Genomic DNA, 19,772 nt, shown 5'->3' with positions numbered 1-19,772 from the left:
GTATTTGATTGTGGGGGAGGGGGTACCGGCGATCCCTGCCAGTTTTAGAGAGGTTGGGGGTTAGGAAGCTTGGGGGGCAGTCAGATCAGACTGTTTGTTGGAATCGAGAAATTCTTTAATCGGTAAGCGATAGTTGCGACTTACTTTCAGTTTTGCACCGCTGCTCAGGGTGAGAAAGTACTCGCCTTTGGTTAAAACCTTGATATGCACAATAAAGTTCAGGTTAACCAGTGTGGATCTGTGAATGCGTTTAAAAGTGTCTGGGCAGAGTTGTTTTTGCAGGTCTTTAATAGTGCTGCGCATTACATGGGTTTCCCCTTTGGCATGCACACACATATAGTCACCCGCCGCATCGATCCACTCGATATCCGGTTGGCTAACCATGGTGATACTGCCCCGGTCTTTAATGGCGAGACGCTGGGTTGAAGCAGCGGCGTTCTCTCCGCTTGATGCTTTGCCGGCACTGCTTTCGAAAGATCGCATCAGGCGATTTTTCTCTTCCTGATGGCCATCCTCTCCTTTGGATATCATCTGTGCCTGGCGCTGTCGGGCCCGGTCGAGGGCGGTTTCCAGTCGGCGCGGGTCCAGTGGTTTGAGTACATAGTCAACTGCGTGGACTTCAAAAGCCTTAAGGGCGTATTGGTCGTAGGCTGTGGCAAAGATTACCAGGGGCATGGTGTCTGCCTGTAGGTTGCGCACCACATCAAAACCGTTCATTCCGGGCATCTGCACATCGAGAATGAGTAGGTCAGGGTTGTGCTCTGAAACTGCTTGGACAGCTTCCCGGCCATTGCGACAACAGGCGAGAATATCCAGGTCCTTGCGTTCTTCGAGCATACTTTTCAGTAGTCTTAAAGCCAGGGGCTCGTCGTCCACCAGTACGACGCTGAGTCTGCTCATTGAACTTCTCCCTGTGTCAGGTGGGTTGATTGGTTGGAAATTTCCAGTGGAATATTGATGAGTACTTGCATACCGCCATCAGAATTTTTGTTTTGTTCTATTTTGAAATCTTGCGGGTAGAGCGTCGATAGCCGTTCGCGTACGTTTTTGAGGCCCACTCCCGTTGAGGAGGATTCCGGGTCACATTCGCTGGCAAAGTGATCTGGGCAACCGGTGTCGTAGACTTCCAGCACCAGGCGATCATCGGTGTTGTGCGCGTGGATACCGATAGTGCCCCCCATTTCGTTGGGGGCTATGGCATATTTCACCGAGTTTTCCACCAGTGGTTGCAGCAACATGCTGGGCACTTGTGCGCGGCGTACAGTTTCATCGATCGACAGGTCTACGGACAACCTGTCGGCAAAGCGGGTTTTTTCAATCTCCAAGTAGAGCAATACCGCCTCGATCTCTCGTTCAAGCTCAACTTTCTGCATCGGGTCTTCTTTTAGGGAGAGCCTTAAAAAATCACTGAGGCGCACAACCATTTCCCGCGCTTCATCAGCTTGCTGGAATCGAATTAGGGCGTTAATGGAGTTGAGCGTATTGAAGAGAAAGTGGGGGTTGAGCTGGTAGCGCAACATTTTTAGTTGCGCTTCATTGGCAATGGCCTCTGCTTGAAGTCTGCGGAGCTGCTCCCGTTCATGTACTGCTGCAACCTCCAGCATTTTCTTGTGCTCTTCATTGAGTAGGAAGTGATATTTTACCCCGCAGTACAGGGCGCTCCAGAATAAAAATACAAATAAAGAGGCGTAATACCAGCCGCCGAACTCAGACCAGATCGAGTGTTCACCACTGAGGCGTATATAGGCCTCCATTCGAACCAGGGTCCATATTCCCGAAATAACAGCGACAGCCAGAAGGTAGATCACGGTGCGGAAGGCGAGCTCTGATTCCCAGGCGACATCAAAAATCGGTTTTAGAAATAGGGATAATAAAAATGCAATAGCGCACTGGAATACTGTATTGACAGGCTCGAAGTGAGGCCACTCTGTAGGGGAGTGCCACAGGGTCAGTGAAAGAAAAGTGACCAGCAGTATGCCAACCCAGCTGACCAGCTGCAGTTTCCAAAACCAGCGGGTCGACTGAATTTCAGTGTTCGGTCTCGTATCTAGACGGGTCGAGTACTGCATGATTTCCCGCATATTTAGTATTGTGAAAAGGACGGGATAGACGCTCATCGTCGCGTTCATTATTATCCGCAGAATATTACCTTGCAGAAACGTGACCCGCCAGAGGGGATAGCGCCACGCTTCCGGCTTGTCCCCGAGAAAGTCCTTTTTATCTGATTTTGGGGTGAATAGTCGAGTAATTTTCGGCAATCTCGATTCAGAAGACAACTCCTCTCTATTTTTATATGCGAGTTAATCAGCCCGGACTTCTTTGAGACTAAAGTTCAGTGGTACTTCTGTTTATCCAGCTCGACACTATTAGATTGTCTATCTGGTCAAAAACGGTAATTTGAAATTTGGTTGAGTAGATAGGTAGTTGCCAATAATTGTGGTAAAAATGTGCAGGGCCTTTAACGGCTTGAATGAATCCACAGTCGCAAAGGTGATACTAACTTTTGCGCAAAATCATGTGGTGGCGGAAAAAATTCCGGGTGAATGGACCAACCGCTAGAAAGAAATAGTTTAGATTTGGGGATCGGTTTCCGATGAGCCAGATGTTGCCCGAATCGGGGTTCTCCTCGAGCGAGATGGCTAAATATGACACTGATGCCCGTGCCGGAGTAGCGGCCGGCGTTGCCCCGCGTTATATCAATTTAATTGCACTTACGTCCCTATTTCTGATTTGGGGATTTATTACCGGCCTGAACGATGTGCTGGTGCCGCACTTAAAAAATGTTTTTGAGTTGAGTTACACCAAAGCTGTCTTGGTGCAGTTTTACTTTTTTGCTGCCTATTTCCTGGTATCCGTGCCGGCAGGCATGTTGTTGAGGCGGGTTGGTTATCAGCTTGGGCTGGTGCTCGGGCTTTTGGTGGCTTGTGCGGGCTGCCTGGTCTTTATTCCCGCTGCCCGCCTGCAAATCTACGAAGTCTTTTTGCTGGGGCTGTTTGTTCTGGCTTCCGGAATTACCCTGCTGCAGGTTTCCGCAAATCCCTATGTTATTGCGCTGGGCAGTGCTCGCACGGCGCCAAGTCGACTGAATCTGACCCAGGCTTTTAACTCCCTGGGAACTACCTTGGCACCGGTGATTGGCGGCGCAGTTTTCTTTGCGGGACTTACTATTACCGCTGACCCGGATACAGCGGCGAGTATTATTGAGTTCAGGGCCCGCGAAGCGGCTTTGGTGGAGACACCTTATTTCTGGTTAGCGGTTCTACTACTGGTGATGGTCGCTTTCTTTTCCTGGATCAGGTTGCCGGCTATTCCCGAGCACCAACAGGGTGGAGGAGCAGATGGTCACGATGTGTTTTCTCTGTGGCGTTTCCCCCGCTTGACCCTGGGGGCTGTAGGTATTTTTGCCTATGTGGGTGCGGAGGTGGCTATTGGCAGTTTTCTGGTGAGTTTCTTTGGTGAACCATCAGTGGCAAAGATGGCTCCCTTTGAAGCGTCAAAGTATGTCTCTTATTACTGGGGCGGAGCGATGATTGGGCGCTTTGCCGGGGCCTTTTTGCTGCGCTTTGTCTCTGCTGGAAAAACCCTGGCGGTTTGTGGCCTGGGTTCGGTGGTACTTATAGCAATCGCGATGATGACGTCTGGCCCGATCGCGGTCTGGTCCATAGTTGCGGTGGGTCTGTGTAACTCGATCATGTTCCCGACTATATTCAGTCTGGCCTTGCGCGGGCTGGGTAAACATACCAGCCAGGGTAGCGGTATCTTATGCATGGCAATTGTAGGTGGTGCAATTATTCCTCTTTTCCAGGGAATGCTGGCTGATAGCGCCGGTATACAGTATTCATTTTTGGTGCCTCTGGTGTGTTACTGCTATATCGTTTATTACGGCGCTTTTTCACGAACCCTGCGCGGTAGCGCGGTGGAGTAGAACCTTCATTTATCCTTTCCGCCTTGTCTGCAATTTGGACCAGCCCATCGGATTTCTATTGGCCTGTAGAGACAAGTACTGCAATTTGTTGTCATTGCGAACTGTGCCCACTGGGTAGCCATGACTCAGTTTTATGGCGATCGGTGAATACGGCATTAGCAGAACTTGATTCCGACGAGAGCTGGATCTGGGGTTATTTCTAATATTTCAGCTCGGTGGAGGCAGACCGTGCACAACTGCCGGGGCAGGTGATGTGCGGCATAATAAATATGGCGATAGTAGGTCGCGCTGGGTGTAGGGCTTTGGAGATATTTCCTCTGAAGTTTGTCTGAGCGCAACTCGTAGAGCCAGTTAACAAGCGTGGAATAATTTTGGGAGTTATTCGTGAATTTTAGTAAGCGATTTTCGCTGGGCTTTGTGCTCTGTGCTTCTGTGCTCGCCGGGTGTCATTCCGAGAGCCAACAAACTGAGCCAAAAGCCGATAAAGCGCAGGCCGATACTGGCACCAGTGCCGCCGAGGGCATCGACAACTGGCCTGAACTCAAGCCAGCCTTACCACGCGATGAAAAGCTGGAAGCCCAAATCACTGAAATCATGTCCCGCATGTCTCTGGAAGAGAAAGTGGGTCAGATGATCCAGGCGGAAATCCGCAGCGTTACTCCTGAAGATGTGGAGACCTATCACCTGGGTTCCGTATTGAATGGTGGTGGCGCCTTCCCGAACAACGATAAGTTTGCCACGCCGCAAGACTGGTTGGCCCTTTCTGACGCCTTCTTTAAGGCATCTATGGACACTTCCGATGGCGGTGTTGCGATTCCCCTGATCTGGGGTTCCGATGCGGTTCACGGCCACAACAATGTGATCGGCGCGACCCTGTTTCCGCACAATATTGGTCTGGGTGCCGCCCAAGACCCGGAGCTGATTGAGCGTATTGGTAGCGCTACCGCCCGCGAAGTGGCAGTGACCGGTATCGATTGGACTTTCGCTCCTACCGTCGCGGTAGTCCGCGATGACCGCTGGGGCAGAACTTACGAGAGCTACTCAGAAGATCCCAAGATTGTTGCGGATTATGCCGAGGCAATGGTGAAGGGGCTCCAGGGCGAAAAATCCAGCGCTGAATTCCTGCGCGGCGAAAACCTGGTTGCCACTGCCAAGCACTTTGTCGGTGACGGTGGTACGAATCGAGGAATTGACCGAGGTGATAATGCGGTTCCGGAAAAAGAACTGGCAGAGGTCCATGCGGCGGGTTACCTGACGTCTCTGCCGGCTGGCGTACAGACCGTGATGGCTTCATTCAATAGCTGGAACGGTGAAAAACTCCACGGCCACAAATACCTTCTGACCACTGTTTTGAAAGAGCGCCTCGGTTTTGATGGATTTGTGGTGGGCGACTGGAATGGCCACGGTTTCGTGCCCGGTTGCACTGTAGAGAGCTGTGCAGCGGCGATTAATGCCGGCCTGGATATGTTTATGGTGCCGGCGGACTGGAAAGCCCTGTACAACAACACCCTGGCCCAGGCCAAAAGCGGTGAAATCGGTGCAGAGCGTATCGATGATGCTGTTCGCCGTATCTTGCGAGTGAAGATCCGCGCAGGTCTGTTTGACCGCAATATGCCGCTGGCAGGCAAAGATGGTATCCTGGGCAACCCGGAGCACCGCGCAATCGCTCGTGAAGCGGTACGCAAATCCCTGGTATTGCTGAAAAACAACGACAAGCTGCTGCCATTGGCTGCTGACCAGAATATTCTGGTTGCCGGCGATGGTGCGGATAACTTGTCCAAGCAGAGTGGTGGTTGGACGATCTCCTGGCAGGGTACCGGCAACACGCGCGCAGACTTCCCCGGTGCGACTTCAATCTTTGAAGGTATTTCATCGGCGGTTAAAGCCGCTGGCGGTGAAGCGGTATTGAGTGCGGATGGCAGCTTCTCAGATGCTACTTTTGCCAATGGTAAGGCACCCAAGATTGCTATTGTTGTATTTGGCGAAGAGCCCTATGCAGAGTGGCACGGCGATATTACCAACCTGGAATACCAGCGCGGTAACAAGAAGGATTTGGCGCTGCTGAAAAAACTGCGTGAGCAGGGTGTTCAGGTAGTCAGTGTGTTCCTGTCCGGTCGTCCGCTTTGGATTAACAGTGAATTGAATGCATCCGATGCCTTTGTTGCCGCCTGGCTGCCTGGCTCTGAAGGTGCTGGTGTTGCAGATGTGCTGATTAAAGGCGCCGATGGGGAAGCCCGTTACGACTTTACCGGCAAGCTGCCATTCAGCTGGCCAATGCACAGCTATCAGAATGTCCTGAATCCTTACCACGAGAATTACGAGCCACTGTTTGAGTTGGGCTATGGCCTGGCTGCTGAACAGGAATCCCTGGTGAGCAACGAATTGCCGGAGACCAGTGAATCCAGTGCCGGTGGCGGTTTGGAAGAAGCCTGGCTGTTGGTATCCCGCCCGCAAGCTCCCTGGGTGTTAAATATTGCTGAAGCTGGGGCAGAGGTTGTACCTGTGCACGGTAACTTCGCGGTTAGCGGAGACGATAAAAACATCACTGTCAGCTCCATCGATATGTCTTCCCAAGAAGATGCTCGACTGATTACCTGGAAAGGCCTGCGTCCTGGTGCAGTTCAGTTGTCTGCTGAATATATGCAGGACCTGAATGTCTACCTGGAAGAGAAATCTGCGCTGACACTGAATATCCGTGTCGATCAGCCAATTGAAAAGCCAGTGGTGGCTACCATGAACTGTGGAGATGGCTGTTCTGCCAAGGTACCGCTGGAGTCTGCGCTGAAATCCATGGAGCAGAAAAGCTGGACCCGGGTTTCTGTAGATCTGCAGTGCTTTGTAAAAGCCGGTGCGGATTTTGGCAAGGTGTTTAGTGCCTTTGGCTTGGAGAGTGAAGCTCCGATGGCTATTGCGGTTGCCAACGTTAAGTTGACCCCGGAAGCTGGAGTATCTGCTGATATTCGTTGTGACGGTTAAGTTACAACACACTTAAAGGGCTAATTACCCTCAGTTCTAACCGGAGCCTGTTTTTTGGTTCCGGTTAGCGGCTGAAATAATTTGTTCTCACAGGAACGGTGCCAGTGTGATGTTCTATCCCGTTGGCACTTCTTTGCCCGCCAATCTCTTCTTTCCAGATATTACTATTTCTTTTATCCCATATATTTAATACTGGGGTGGAAGGAAAGAATACACTTCACTCGAGACACGCTGTGAATACATCCCTGTAAGCTCCTAATCGGCATCCATGCCTCATAGGGTCCCGAGCGCAGTGTATTATTTCCTTCTCCATTTTTAGTATATTGGATAGCGTTATCCCACGATAAATCTACCTCTCCTGATTTTTGTTATTTCACGCCTTCATAGTATTACTTGTCACAAAATTATTGCCGCTATTGGTGCTGTATTGAGTTGTCAGGCACTGCAAACGTGCAGGCGAATAAATAATTCAATAAATTTTATTTTCTAATCTTATTTAAATTTTGGAGTGGGGTAGGCTTTGCGCAGGTTCCATTTTCTCGGGAACAGAAAGGTAATTGATTTGAAATGAAGCTGCCATTCCACTCTGGTTAGTATGACTTCGCTCTCAAAATTAGGGCTCTTGGATAGTTGGCATTCTTATTGCTGGTTATTTTTCGAGTGTTTACTTTTCAGACCTGGCCTTCCATTGAATTATGGCGGTTATGGTGGGTTGGTTCCCTGTTTGATTTTGTGCATTTTGAGGTCCTCGGTCATGGTGGTGCCGGGGATGGTGCGGATAAATTAACTTGAAATGGAATTGGAGGAACTAATGGCACCTTGTCATATCGTTTTTTTACCAGGACTTTTCGCGCGTGGATGGATCTGGAATCAGGTTGCAGATGCTTGCCGGCAGCAGGGGCATAAAATAACTGTTTTCGAGCCATCTATCCCTGAGGTTTTTATGGGTAAGTTGGATTCGGCGCACGAAATGATTAGAGAGTGTCTCCAGTTAAATGGAGATATGGATAATAATATTTTGGTCGGCAACTCGATGAGTGGGCTTATTACGTTAGATTTTGCCGCAAAATATCCTGAACTGGTAGCTGGGGTGGTTATCAGTGGAGCCCCGGGGCTTGAGGAGTTGGAGGCAGGAGTTTCCCTTTCTGATTTACGCGGGTCGGTACCTGGAGCAGCAAATATACTTTGTGAGCGGGTCTTCCGAGATATTAACCGCCTGCCGAAACCGGATTATGAAAAGGGCGTGGCTGATATTAATACTATTTTCTCCACCAACGAAACGTTTAAGTCGGTAGTTAAATGGCTAAATATAAGTAGGAAGTATGATGTTCATGGCAGCTTGAAGAAAGTTAGGTGCCCGATCAAATTAATATGGGGAGACTTCGATCAAATAACACCGGCTGAATCCTGGCGGTCGCTGGCCTCCCAGAATGATAATTTGGATTATTGTGAAGTGTATGATTGTGGGCACAGCCCTATGCTGGAAAAGCCTGAAGAATTTTATCAGCTTCTCTCTGGGTATCTTCTTGGTCTAAACAGGCCCTTGGCGCGGACTGCTTGATGACAAGCATTTCCCGGGTGGCTTGAAGAAGCATAGCTATGACAGAAGTTGCGCTTGTCATAGCTATGTATCTCGAAGGCTGTTATTAATGTTCTCTCGAAGTTTTTTCTTCGAGACGATAGTCGGGTCGTTAGGTTCCCTGCATATAGTCTGTAATTGTTTTTTCCTCAAAGTTAATATCAGAAAACAAAGCTTGTACTTTGGGGCCTGTAGGTGATTGGGCGAGAAAACCAATCCTGGTGGGCTTGGAGGTCTGCAGGGAAAATGATCGAAGGTATGACCAGTGTCTGCTATCCTCTGAGTGATAAAAGAAGTATGTAGTTCCTTTCCTCGCAATTTTTAGATAGCTATACTCCCTCCGGGTTTCTATATGATAGGCATCGTCACCACCTTTATAAGCCACGGTAGACGCTATGCCATTTCTGCCAGAGTTAAACCTCTCAAGTAGAAGTTTTGCCCAGTTTCCCTCGTCTGCATAAACAATTAAAGCGGCTCCATCATAGCTTTTCTCAAGGTCTACAGAGACTTTTGCGGAAAAAATAAAGTCAGCTTTCGGTATGAAAATTAATCTTGGGGCATTGTCTATTTGATAAGAGCTGTCGGCATTGGTGAATAAATCGCTGCCTTTTGTGGCGGTGATGGTGATTTTTGAAGGTGCGATGCTTGGTTCTTGAATGGTGTGCTGTTTTTCCAGCGGATAGGGAATTCTTAAATAGTTGTAAGTTTCTGGGGCGGCTGTTATTGCTATGCAATTGCTGGCTTGAAGTATCAAAGTCAATAGAGCGGGGAATAGACATTTCATGATTTCATATCCTTTCTAGTGGAGATATACGATGAAAGGTATTGCTGAAGATTTGCTTTTGATTTTATAAGTGCCTCTATTGTTTCCATGCCCTTTGGCGCAGTCTCCTGCTCAAGAATAATCCACTGGCTGCCGCCGACTTCGATACTGGCCTCAATAATTGAAGGCCAATCTATTAGATCCATGCCGACTATAGCTTTATTGTTAATATTCTCATCAGGAACCCAGGATTTAAAATGAGTGGTATAGGTTCGCCCCGGATATCGTTTTAGATAGTTGATAGGATCTTTGCCTGCCGCAGAAGCCCAGCCGATGTCTAACTGCAAAATGAAATTGTCATCAGTAGACTGGGATATATAGTCCCAGAAAGTTGTGTTTTGATAGGTGGAAAATTCTTTATCGTGATTATGAAATCCCATTTTCAAACCGTACTTGGAAAGAGCGGATTGCGCACTGCGAAGCTGCGATATTAACTTGTCTACCCCGTTAGGGTTCCAGCTTCTCGGGTCCCAGCCAACGATTAGGTATTCGGCACCCAGGGTCTGGTAATAAGTGGCCGTTGTATCTATTAATTCCGGGAGCAGCTGGGTAATAGAAACGTGTGCACCGCTCACTTTTAGCTTTAATTGCTCCAGTAGAGAGCGGAGTTCCTTTGGCTTTTCTTTGTACGGACCTAGTTCCGTAGCCAGTTCTATCGCATTAAAACCTGCTGCTTCTAGTCTTTTTAGTGTGCCTGAAAAGTCCCGGTTTAACTCATGGCGAACAGACCATAGTTGAACCCCGAGTTGGGGTTCAATTTTCTCAGTAGTCATATTCACTTCTATTGCGACTGATTTTAAGACAGGTAAAGTTGTCAAGAGAATAGCTGTAAACAGATTGCGAGATAAATTTCGTAGGCTTATCACTTTTATAATCTCCCCGCAGAAAGTTCGCTGGCTGCATAGTTTGCGGCTCGAGCAGTTAATGCCATAAAAGTTAGAGATGGGTTTTGAACTGCTGAAGAGGCGAAGCAGGAGCCATCGGTTACAAAAAGGTTGGGTATGTCGTGCGATTGGTTGTACCCATTTAAAACTGAGTTGGTTTTATCACTACCCATTCGTGCTGTGCCTACCTCATGGATGGCACTTCCAGGGGGATATTTATCACTAGTGACTTGTCCACTAACTTCATTTAGCCCCAAATTCTTAAGCATAGCTTGCATGGTCTCACAGGCATCCTCCATCATTAGGCGCTCATTTTTAGACCATTGACAATTGATATGTAGTTGCGGGATTCCCCACTTATCTTTTTTGGTGGAGTGGAGCCTGACCTGGTTTTCGTGTCTCGGTAACATCTCTCCCTGTGCACCAATCCAAAATCCCCAGCGCCCAGGTTGTTGCAGTTTTTCTTTGAAAGATTTTCCAATCCCCTCGGAAGCAGCCATTGTCCGCCAGTCCTGCCGATAGGCGCTTCCTGAAACCTGGTAGCCGCGCTTGTAGTGTTTCCGGTAAAGTTCGGGGCGATATTGGAAATTGGGAATCAGGATGCCGGTTGGTCTCCACCCGGAGAAGTACTCATCTTCATAACCATCAATAAAGCCGTGGGCTGAGGCATTGTAATTGTGGTCCATTAGGTAGTGGCCCAGTACACCAGAGCTGTTGGCGAGCCCCTTGGGGAAATGCTTGTTGGCTGAGTTGAGGAGTATTTGGGTTGAGCCCAATGTGGATGCGCAGAGGAAAACGATTCGGCCAAAATACTCTCGTTGTTGCAGGGTTTCGCTGTCGATTACCCTTACGCCAGCTACTCGGTTCTTTTGCGAGTTGTAAATAAGGCTGTGTACCACGCTATTACTGGCAATTTGTAGTTTGCCGGTTCTCATTGCGGCTGGCATGGTGGCGCTTTGTGTAGAAAAGTAGCCGCCGAATGAGCAGCCTCGTTGGCACTGGTTACGAGCCTGGCAGTTGTATCGGCCTAGGGCTACCTGTTCCCGGTTTGGCTTGGTCAGGTGAGCAGCTCTTCCAATAATGAAATGCTTATCACGATACTGCTTTTCAAACCTGGACTTGATGTCTTGTTCACACTGGTACATCTCAAATGGTGGTTGGTATTCGGAGTCTGGCAGTTGCTCAATATTGTCCGTATTGCCACTGATTCCGGCAAAGCGTTCGACTTTGCTGTACCAGGGTGCAATATCCTTGTAGCGAATGGGCCAATCAACTCCTACGCCATCACGTTTGTTTGCGAGAAAGTCGTGGTTACTAAATCTATATGACTGCCGGAACCAGAGAAGGCTTTTGCCCCCTACTTGATTGCCGCGAATCCAGGTAAAGTCTGAGCCGGGCTCTGTGGAGTAGGGTTGGTCGCTGTCATTACAGAAAAAATGCTTGGTGCTTTCATTGAGAAAAATACTACGACTTTGTATTGGGTAGATTTCTTTTTTCTCTTTCAGATTCATTTTAGTACGGAGTGGGAATTCCCAAGGTCCCTTGTTTTCTGTGGGGTAGTCCTGACCGTGTTTTACCATCCGGCCCCGATCTATCATCAGGGTATTTAATCCCCGTTCGGTTAGTTCTTTTGCTGCCCAGCCGCCGCTAATACCTGACCCTATAACGATTGCGTCAAATACCTGGCTTTCTTTTTGGATCAATAATTCATCATTTTGCATAGTACTTTCCTTTAAATACGTGGCAGTGAACCCCAGGCCTTCCCGGTTTGATCCAAGGGAACTGAACCTTTGAACCCACCGGGAATTGCTTGGTAAGCAAGCTCACGGGTGGCTCCGGTAAAGCTGGTGTAGTAGCCAAGGCACACCAGGAATTTAAGATTCCTGAAATCTTGCTGTAAGTCTGGGTTAAAGGGGGCTATTCCGGTGTCGAGTGATTCGAGTAGAGCAACCGATTGTTCTGGGGCAAGATGAATAAAGGGGTGTCCATACCGGGTGGTGGCACGCTCATCCAACTCATGTAAGAGCTTTTTGGTTTTTAGCTGGGTTTGCTCTTCTATGCAGCCGGTTAAATAGTGATCGACAAATAAATGGCACTCTGTTTCAGCTGCGCCGGGAGTATCCGTTGCGGGTATCAGGTAGGAGCAGATTTTGTGCAGGGTGGTGAGTTGTTCAATAGAGAAAAGTCGTGCCCGGTAGGCGTCAGTTCTTCGCGATTTGAAAAAATTATCTGCTGCCGCAAGAGCTTGCTGCTCTGTGCAGGTTAGGGCCAGAGAGGTCCCGCCCACAGTGGCCAGTCCTTGAATAAATTTCCGACGGTTTATCATCCCGGTCTCCTCTTGTTGCTTGAAGAGTTAGTTCTTTTCTAGTGAATCGATACTGGTAGGGAGATTTTGTCTTTGGGGCTTAAACTCGTCGTCTTGATTTGTGGTAATACCCAAATCTGGACGTACAAATTCAGGTATTACCTAAAGCTTTACCCCTTATTTGGGCGGGCCGATGGTGGTTTAGTGGTAATATCTTTCTAGGGAGCCTCTGAATAACTCCGTGATACCTCTGGCATGCAGAGCGGTTCACAATCAAGGCGCGGCTTCGCAGGAATGTCTAGACCTTTCAAGAAGTTGCAACGCGGAGTGTGAATCGCTCTGCAAGCCCCGAAGGGCGGGCCTTGAAGGCCACAGCTGCTGCGTTGCAGCTCTTGCAAAGGGCTAGGCCATTCGCAGCGAGCTGCGCCTAACATCTGCAGCCTTCAAGACCCGCAGAGGCATTATGGAGTTATTCAGAGGCTCCCTAGGTAGAAGGGCTATCTGAGTATCAATGGACGCTTTACTATTCAATTTCCACGATATTGTTCTGATAATGACCAGTTATCAGTGCGCTCTTTTTGCACTGTTGTTGTTAGTGATTCGTCGTGAGCGGCGTTTCAGCAACACCTTGTTGGCGCTATTTCTGTTCTCACAAGCCGCTATTCCCCTGGATATCCTGATTAATTTTGGTGAGGGTTTCCGCAGTTGGTCCATTGAGACTTCCCCGAACTTGTTTTTTGTATTTGGCGCAGCCTACTGGTTAGAAGGCCCCCTGTTACTTTGGTATACCCGCTCCTTAACTCGCGAGGGGTTTAGGATTTCCAGGCGGGACCTTTGGTACTTGCTGCCTTTTTTTCTGGCAGTCGTGTTTGAATATTTCTCCTACTGGCAATTTGATAGCGAAACCAAGACAGCCATGCTGCGTGGGGAGAATTTAACTACTGGCTCAATGTTCGATCACTTGTTGGGATTGGCTCGTGAATCGCTTCGGGTACTTTTCGGTGTTTTGTGTCTTTTTGAGGTGCGTCGATGCCGCAGGCAGATTCGAGATAATCATTCCAGTATTGAGAAAATTGACCTGACTTGGCTGCTGGTGTTGATCTGGGGCTTCTTGCTGGTTCGTATTTGGGCTCTGGTGATTAACCTGGCGGTAGGGTTGGCGCAGGAGTGGCAGCTCCAGTTGGATATTGGAGCGATGGGGCTGTTTAGTAACTACGCCGTATTTGTTTTGGTTAGTGCCATGATCTTCTTCAGTCTCAGTTACTCCTCAATGTTTGAGGGCGATGGGCATGAAGTGGAGAAGTCCGGGGAAGATGTAGGTTCTGACCAGGAACAGGATGCTAATGGGGAGCCTGAGATTGATCTGGAGTTGGCAGCCCAAATTGAAAATTATATGCGGGAAGAAAAGCCTTACTTGGTTCCAGCCCTTACCCTAGAGCAGTTGTCAGGGCAGTTACAGGTATCACGCAGGTTGCTTTCACAGACGATTAATCGTCATTTTCAGTGCAACTTCTTCGAGTTTGTAAACCGTTACCGTATAGATGAGGCAAAACGGATGTTGCGGGAGCCGCAAAATGCGGGGCTCACCGTGATGGAGGTAATGTTGTCCTCGGGCTTTAATACCAAGGCTACATTTAACTCCTTTTTTAAGAAAATGGTTGGTATGACGCCGACCGAGTACCGCCGGCTTTATTGCGAAGCCAGGGCTGGCAGTGAGAAGGGTGCTATAGAGCCCAGCTAAAGGGCTCTAGCCGCCTTTGCTGGGTTTGGCGGTATACTTTTGAAAATTTGATTCTGGCTCGATCCCTTGTGAAACCCGTAGACCTCCATGAAAAACTCCCAACTCTGATAAAGGGGTTACTAAAGTCCCACCCTGCCAGCGGCCAGTTGTGGGTGGGGTTTTCTGGTGGTCTGGACTCCACTGTTCTCCTGCACCTTCTGGTAACTTGCCAGGTTCCCGTGCGTGCGCTTCATATTCACCATGGCCTAAATACAAATGCGGACATTTGGCTGGCTCACTGTAAAGAGTTTGCTGAAAGTCTGGCGGTACCCTTTACAGCCATTCAGGTTACTGTTGATTACAAAGATGGCGGATTGGAGCAGGGGGCTCGCCGGGCGAGATATGAGGCCTTCAATCAGGTGATGTCCGAAGGTGATCAAATTCTGCTCGGTCACCACGCGGATGACCAAGCTGAGACTTTCCTGCTGCGCTTAATGCGGGGCGCGGGCGTGTTGGGATTGGCCAGTATGTCCGAGAGTCGAACTATCGGAGATAATAAGTACTTACTGCGCCCTCTACTCAGGGCGGGGCGAAAAGGGCTAGAGCAGTGGGCTGAGGCTCACGGATTGAGCTGGATTGAAGATGACAGCAATGCGGATGAGGCCTTGGAGCGTAATTTTTTGCGGCATCGAGTTGTTCCACTGCTCAACCAGCGTTGGGGAGCGAGTCGCCAGATCGCTCGGGCAGCGGAGAACCTGAGGGAGTCTGCGGACTTGCTGTCTGAGTTGGCACTTGCTGACCTGGAGGAGGCTGATTTAAAGGCGGAGCGATTTGGCGAAAGTCTGGCCCTGCCTCGCTTCTTCAGCCTTAGCGAGGGGCGCCGTAAAAACCTTATGCGGCATTGGGTATTGGGCCAAGGGGGGCAGCCGCCAGAGTCAGCCCTATTAAATCAGGCGCTTTCCCAGGTGACTCATGCGGCAGAGGATGCACAGCTTGAAGTTAATTTGGGTGGGCAAGTGGTACGACGTTTTCGGAGTCGCCTTTACCTGACCCCTGAGCTGGCGCCAATTGCCAATAAACCCGATAAAAATTGGCACTGGGATGGCCGCTCTAATCTGGCTCTGCCAGCGGGTGGCATTCTTCGGCCCTCGTCGGATTGGCCAGTGGGCGATTATCGAGTGTGTTATCGCAGAGGAGGGGAGCGTGCTCATCCGGTAAATCGCTCCAGGTCACAAACGCTTAAGAAGCTCTTGCAGGAGTGGGCCCTTGAGCCCTGGCTCAGGGATCGTGTCCCATTGGTATTTTTGGGGGATGATCTGGTGGCTGTCGCGGGGCTCTTTTCATGCAAAGCAGGCTGCGCCATCCCGGATGAACCACCCGGCTGGCGGTTTTTCGATTGAGTGTTAAGGGGGTTTCTGCTACCCTGGCGCCCCGTCTAAAAGGCACCGGGAGAAGCTGGATTATCCGCCCGGGCCAGCCCTGTAAGCTCGACATTCATCGAGCGCTCAACTGACCAAGGTTTTGCATGACGCGCTATATTTTTGTAACTGGTGGCGTGGTTTCCTCGTTGGGGAAAGGTATCGCCTCCGCCTCTTTGGCCGCCATTCTCGAGGCCCGCGGCCTCAAGGTTACCATCCTCAAACTGGACCCCTACATCAACGTAGACCCGGGTACCATGAGTCCCTTCCAGCACGGCGAGGTGTATGTCACCGAGGATGGTGCCGAGACTGACCTGGACCTGGGTCACTACGAACGCTTTATCCGTACCCGGATGTCCAAGCGTAACAACTTCACCACCGGCCGCGTGTACGAAACCGTACTGCGCAAAGAGCGCCGTGGTGACTACTTGGGTGGCACCGTACAGGTGATTCCCCATATTACCGACGAGATCAAGCGCCGCGTTGTAGAAGGTGGCCGCGATGTCGATGTCGCTATTGTTGAAATCGGTGGCACCGTAGGTGATATCGAATCCCAACCGTTCCTGGAATCTGTGCGTCAGCTGCGTGTGGAAATGGGCACCAATCGAGCCCTGTTGATCCACCTGAGCTATGTGCCTTTCCTTGCCACTGCAGGTGAAACCAAGACCAAGCCGACTCAGCACTCTGTTAAAGAGTTGCGTTCTATCGGCTTGCAGCCGGATATTCTGCTGTGCCGTTCCGAGCGCGAGATCGATGAGGACTCCCGCCGCAAGATCGCACTGTTCACTAATGTGGAAGAGCGCGCTGTTGTACCTCTGCCCGATGCTAAGACCATCTACGGCGTACCGCGTCTTCTGCACAGTTACGGCCTCGACGATATCGTTGTGGAAAAACTGCAGCTGGAATGCCAGGCACCAGACCTTTCCGAGTGGGATGAAGTGGTCGATGGCAAGCTGAACCCGCAGCATGAAGTGAAAATTGCCATGGTTGGCAAATACATGGAGTTGCTGGATGCCTATAAGTCCCTGATCGAGTCCCTGACCCATGCGGGTATCAAGCATCGCTGCAAAGTGGATATCGACTTTATCAACGCTGAAGACGTTGAGGGTGAGAACGGCATTGACCTGATCAAGGATGCCGATGCAATCCTGGTTCCCGGTGGATTTGGTGAACGCGGTTTAGAGGGCAAGCTTGAATCTGTTCGCTACGCTCGTGAAAACAATATTCCTTACCTGGGCATCTGCCTCGGTTTACAGTCTGTGGTTATCGAGTTCGCGCGCAATGTGCTCGGCCTCGAAGGTGCCAACAGTACTGAATTCAATACTAAAACCCCGCACCCTGTTATTGGCCTGATCACAGAGTGGATCGATAGCGAAGGCAACATCGAGAAGCGCGACGAGCAGTCCGACCTGGGTGGCACCATGCGCTTGGGCGGTCAGGAGTGTCGCTTGGCTAAAGACACCAAGGCTCGCGATATCTACGGCGCAGACGTCATTGTAGAACGCCACCGCCACCGCTACGAAGTGAACAACAACTACGTTGATCGCCTGCAGCAAGCTGGTTTGAAAATTGGCGGCTGGTCTGCAGACGATACCCTGGTAGAAATGGTTGAATTGCCGAACCATCCCTGGTTCGTTGCTTGCCAGTTCCACCCGGAATTTACTTCAACCCCGCGCGACGGCCATCCGCTGTTCGAAAGCTTTGTTGCCGCCGCAATGAAGCAGCGTGAAAACCAGGGTTAAAAAATAATTCCGCCTTAGCTCTAAGTTAGTTGAGGCGGAGATAACAGGGAGTAAACTGTGAAAACAATTGAAGTCGGAAATATCCAGGTCGCCAACGATAAGCCCTTTGCGCTGTTTGGCGGTATGAATGTACTGGAATCCCGCGACCTGGCGATGCAGGTGGCTGAGCACTATGTAAAAGTCACTGAAAAACTGGGTATTCCCTATGTTTTTAAAGCGTCTTTTGACAAAGCCAATCGCTCTTCCATCAATTCCTATCGCGGACCGGGAATGGAAGAAGGCCTGAAAATTTTTCAGGAAATTAAAGATACCTTTAAAGTTCCCTTGATTACCGATGTCCACGAAGTACATCAGGCTGCTCCGGTTGCCGAAGTCGTGGATATTATTCAGCTGCCGGCCTTCCTGGCCCGCCAGACTGATCTGGTCACCGCTATGGCAGCGACTGGTGCAGTGATCAATGTCAAAAAGCCCCAGTTTATGAGCCCGCCGCAAGTTAAAAATGTGGTGGAGAAATTTGCTGAGTGCGGCAACGAAAATATTCTTTTGTGTGAGCGCGGAGCCTGCTTTGGCTACGACAACCTGGTTGTGGATATGCTGGGCTTCAGCACCATGATCAATGCCTCCGGTGGCGCGCCGCTGATTTTTGACGTCACCCACTCACTGCAAATGCGCGATCCTTCCGGTGCAGCCTCTGGTGGTCGCCGCGCACAGGTCACTGAGCTGGGCCGCGCAGGTTTGGCTATCGGTATTGCCGGCCTGTTCCTGGAAGCACACCCGAATCCAGACAAAGCATTGTGTGATGGTCCCAGTGCATTGCCATTGGAGAAGCTGGAGCCATTCCTGGCGCAGATGAAAGCGGTAGATGACCTGATCAAAGGTTTTGAGCCGCTGGATACGAAATAAAAAAGAGATATTTTTGCGCGCCCTGATCGGGCGCGCAGCACTTTCCTCTCTGCTATTTAGGCTGAGTGCTATAGCAAAAGTGCATAACGTCTGATTTACGAAAACCTATTTTCAGTAAGTACCAATACGGAGCCCATTGTAAATGAGCAAGATTGTCGCTGTTAAAGCCTTTGAAGTAATGGATTCTCGCGGTAACCCTACCGTTGAAGCCGATGTAATCCTGGAGGATGGTTCTATTGGCTCCGCCTGCGCCCCCTCCGGTGCCTCCACTGGCTCCCGTGAAGCGCTGGAACTTCGCGATGGCGATAAAAGCCGTTACTTGGGCAAGGGTGTCCTGAAAGCGGTTGAAAACATCAACACTACTATCGCCGACCTGCTCAAGGGTATGGATGCTACCGATCAGCGCGCCCTGGATAAGGCGATGATCGATGCCGACGGCACTGAAAATAAGGCGAACTTCGGCGCCAACGCTATTTTGGCGGTTTCCCTGGCTGCCGCTAAAGCAGCTGCTGCTTCCAAAAAAATCCCTTTGTACCAGCATATTGCTGAGGTAAACGGCACTCCGGGCGAGTACTCTATGCCGGTGCCGATGATGAATATCCTCAATGGCGGTGAGCACGCTGATAACAATGTGGATATCCAGGAATTTATGGTTCAGCCCGTTAAGGCTGAATCTTTTGCTGAAGCTCTGCGCCAAGGTGCTGAGATCTTTCACTCCCTGAAAAAAGTACTGTCCAGCAACAGCTTGAACACTGCAGTTGGCGATGAAGGTGGCTTTGCTCCGAACCTGCCTTCCAACGAAGCGGCACTGAAAGTCATCGCTGAAGCGGTAGAAAAGGCCGGTTACACCCTGGGCGATGACATTACCCTGGCTCTGGACTGCGCTTCTTCCGAGTTCTACAAAGATGGCAAGTACGATCTGGCTGGCGAAGGCAAGCAGTTCGATAGCGAAGGTTTTGCCAGCTACCTGGCCGATCTGTCCGCCAACTATCCGATCCTGTCTATCGAAGACGGTATGGACGAGAGTGATTGGGACGGTTGGAAAGTGCTCACCGACAAAATTGGTGAAAAAGTACAGCTGGTAGGTGACGACCTGTTCGTAACCAACACCAAGATCCTGAAGGAAGGTATCGAGAAAGGTGTCGGTAACTCTATCTTGATCAAGTTCAACCAGATCGGCTCTCTGTCCGAGACTCTGGATGCGATCAAAATGGCTAAAGATGCGGGCTACACCGCTGTGATCTCCCACCGCTCCGGTGAGACCGAAGATACTACTATTGCGGATCTGGCGGTTGCGACTGCTGCTGGTCAAATCAAGACCGGTTCCCTTTGCCGTTCAGACCGCGTAGCCAAGTACAACCGTCTGCTGCGCATCGAAGCTGAGCTGAATGGCTCCGCTCCTTATCGCGGCCGCGCTGAATTCAAGTAATCAATTATTTGAATTAGCGTGCAAGTACTACAAAGAGGGGCCAGCCCCTCTTTGTAGTACTATAAATA

At 50.1% G+C, this 19,772-nt stretch carries 14 protein-coding genes; 8 read left to right on the top strand and 6 right to left on the bottom strand.

Translation table 11 applies throughout. From position 1 onward, the window contains the following. Positions 1 to 60: 60 nt before the first annotated feature. Together ACJJIR_RS15355 and ACJJIR_RS15350 are read right to left on the bottom strand one after the other, a co-directional pair. On the bottom strand, positions 61 to 900 hold the full coding sequence (locus tag ACJJIR_RS15355; protein WP_444906001.1) for a LytR/AlgR family response regulator transcription factor: 840 nt from the start codon (positions 898 to 900) through the stop codon (positions 61 to 63). Then, complete coding sequence (locus tag ACJJIR_RS15350; RefSeq protein ID WP_444906000.1) at positions 897 to 2,069, bottom strand: sensor histidine kinase; 1,173 nt, start codon at positions 2,067 to 2,069, stop codon at positions 897 to 899. The genes ACJJIR_RS15355 and ACJJIR_RS15350 overlap by 4 nt, the downstream gene beginning before the upstream one ends. A gap of 524 nt (positions 2,070 to 2,593) precedes the next feature. On the opposite strand from ACJJIR_RS15350, the gene ACJJIR_RS15345 reads away from it, so the two are divergent. The 3 genes from ACJJIR_RS15345 (at position 2,594) to ACJJIR_RS15335 (ending at position 8,462) form a co-directional block, all read left to right on the top strand. Beyond that, a complete protein-coding gene (locus tag ACJJIR_RS15345; RefSeq protein ID WP_413664879.1) occupies positions 2,594 to 3,925 on the top strand; it encodes a sugar MFS transporter in 1,332 nt (443 codons plus the stop codon). Between the two features lie 384 nt (positions 3,926 to 4,309). Next, a complete protein-coding gene (locus ACJJIR_RS15340; RefSeq protein WP_444905999.1) occupies positions 4,310 to 6,901 on the top strand; it encodes a glycoside hydrolase family 3 protein in 2,592 nt (863 codons plus the stop codon). An 811-nt stretch (positions 6,902 to 7,712) separates the two neighbouring features. Then, positions 7,713 to 8,462, top strand: a complete 750-nt coding sequence (locus tag ACJJIR_RS15335) for an alpha/beta fold hydrolase (protein ID WP_444905998.1) — start codon at positions 7,713 to 7,715, stop codon at positions 8,460 to 8,462. A 130-nt stretch (positions 8,463 to 8,592) separates the two neighbouring features. Here the strand turns inward: ACJJIR_RS15335 and ACJJIR_RS15330 are convergent, their stop codons facing one another. The 4 genes from ACJJIR_RS15330 to ACJJIR_RS15315 form a co-directional block, all read right to left on the bottom strand. Further along, complete coding sequence (locus ACJJIR_RS15330) at positions 8,593 to 9,264, bottom strand: DUF1349 domain-containing protein (protein WP_444905997.1); 672 nt, start codon at positions 9,262 to 9,264, stop codon at positions 8,593 to 8,595. Further along, positions 9,261 to 10,076, bottom strand: coding sequence for a sugar phosphate isomerase/epimerase family protein (locus ACJJIR_RS15325; protein WP_444905996.1), 816 nt, complete (start codon positions 10,074 to 10,076; stop codon positions 9,261 to 9,263). The genes ACJJIR_RS15330 and ACJJIR_RS15325 overlap by 4 nt, the downstream gene beginning before the upstream one ends. A 95-nt stretch (positions 10,077 to 10,171) precedes the next feature. Beyond that, positions 10,172 to 11,908: a GMC oxidoreductase gene (locus ACJJIR_RS15320; RefSeq protein WP_444905995.1), complete on the bottom strand. Its 1,737-nt coding sequence runs from the start codon at positions 11,906 to 11,908 to the stop codon at positions 10,172 to 10,174. An 11-nt stretch (positions 11,909 to 11,919) separates the two neighbouring features. After that, positions 11,920 to 12,513: a gluconate 2-dehydrogenase subunit 3 family protein gene (locus ACJJIR_RS15315; protein ID WP_444898146.1), complete on the bottom strand. Its 594-nt coding sequence runs from the start codon at positions 12,511 to 12,513 to the stop codon at positions 11,920 to 11,922. Positions 12,514 to 13,003: 490 nt separating this feature from the next. Here ACJJIR_RS15315 and ACJJIR_RS15310 point away from each other — a divergent pair, with 490 nt between their 5' ends. From ACJJIR_RS15310 to eno, 5 genes are all read left to right on the top strand, one after another. Next, a complete protein-coding gene (locus ACJJIR_RS15310) occupies positions 13,004 to 14,233 on the top strand; it encodes an AraC family transcriptional regulator (RefSeq protein ID WP_444905994.1) in 1,230 nt (409 codons plus the stop codon). Positions 14,234 to 14,301: 68 nt separating this feature from the next. Next, positions 14,302 to 15,612, top strand: a complete 1,311-nt coding sequence (tilS, locus tag ACJJIR_RS15305; RefSeq protein WP_444905993.1) for a tRNA lysidine(34) synthetase TilS — start codon at positions 14,302 to 14,304, stop codon at positions 15,610 to 15,612. Positions 15,613 to 15,737: 125 nt separating this feature from the next. Further along, positions 15,738 to 17,372 carry a CTP synthase gene (gene pyrG, locus ACJJIR_RS15300; RefSeq protein WP_252085084.1) on the top strand — a complete coding sequence of 545 codons (1,635 nt, stop codon included), beginning with the start codon at positions 15,738 to 15,740 and terminating at the stop codon, positions 17,370 to 17,372. A gap of 57 nt (positions 17,373 to 17,429) precedes the next feature. Next, positions 17,430 to 18,275: a 3-deoxy-8-phosphooctulonate synthase gene (kdsA, locus tag ACJJIR_RS15295; RefSeq protein WP_444905992.1), complete on the top strand. Its 846-nt coding sequence runs from the start codon at positions 17,430 to 17,432 to the stop codon at positions 18,273 to 18,275. A 142-nt stretch (positions 18,276 to 18,417) separates the two neighbouring features. Next, entirely contained in the window at positions 18,418 to 19,704 is a 1,287-nt protein-coding gene (gene eno / locus ACJJIR_RS15290; protein ID WP_444898143.1) for a phosphopyruvate hydratase, read from the top strand. The last annotated feature ends 68 nt before the right edge of the window (positions 19,705 to 19,772 follow it).

It is taken from the genome of Microbulbifer maximicatervae (SeqCode) (assembly GCF_052467385.1).
The sequence above is the reverse complement of the archived record's forward strand: the minus strand, read 5'-3'. Positions and strand labels throughout refer to the sequence as shown.

What these genes read in the sequence shown, in the direction of transcription:
- ACJJIR_RS15355 (WP_444906001.1), bottom strand. Translation starts at nt 900, where the DNA reads ATGAGCAGACTCAGCGTCGTACTGGTGGACGACGAGCCCCTGGCTTTA.
- ACJJIR_RS15350 (WP_444906000.1), bottom strand. Translation starts at nt 2,069, where the DNA reads ATGCAGTACTCGACCCGTCTAGATACGAGACCGAACACTGAAATTCAG.
- ACJJIR_RS15345 (WP_413664879.1), top strand. Translation starts at nt 2,594, where the DNA reads ATGAGCCAGATGTTGCCCGAATCGGGGTTCTCCTCGAGCGAGATGGCT.
- ACJJIR_RS15335 (WP_444905998.1), top strand. Translation starts at nt 7,713, where the DNA reads ATGGCACCTTGTCATATCGTTTTTTTACCAGGACTTTTCGCGCGTGGA.
- ACJJIR_RS15330 (WP_444905997.1), bottom strand. Translation starts at nt 9,264, where the DNA reads ATGAAATGTCTATTCCCCGCTCTATTGACTTTGATACTTCAAGCCAGC.
- ACJJIR_RS15325 (WP_444905996.1), bottom strand. Translation starts at nt 10,076, where the DNA reads ATGACTACTGAGAAAATTGAACCCCAACTCGGGGTTCAACTATGGTCT.
- ACJJIR_RS15320 (WP_444905995.1), bottom strand. Translation starts at nt 11,908, where the DNA reads ATGCAAAATGATGAATTATTGATCCAAAAAGAAAGCCAGGTATTTGAC.
- ACJJIR_RS15315 (WP_444898146.1), bottom strand. Translation starts at nt 12,513, where the DNA reads ATGATAAACCGTCGGAAATTTATTCAAGGACTGGCCACTGTGGGCGGG.
- ACJJIR_RS15310 (WP_444905994.1), top strand. Translation starts at nt 13,004, where the DNA reads ATGGACGCTTTACTATTCAATTTCCACGATATTGTTCTGATAATGACC.
- pyrG (WP_252085084.1), top strand. Translation starts at nt 15,738, where the DNA reads ATGACGCGCTATATTTTTGTAACTGGTGGCGTGGTTTCCTCGTTGGGG.
- eno (WP_444898143.1), top strand. Translation starts at nt 18,418, where the DNA reads ATGAGCAAGATTGTCGCTGTTAAAGCCTTTGAAGTAATGGATTCTCGC.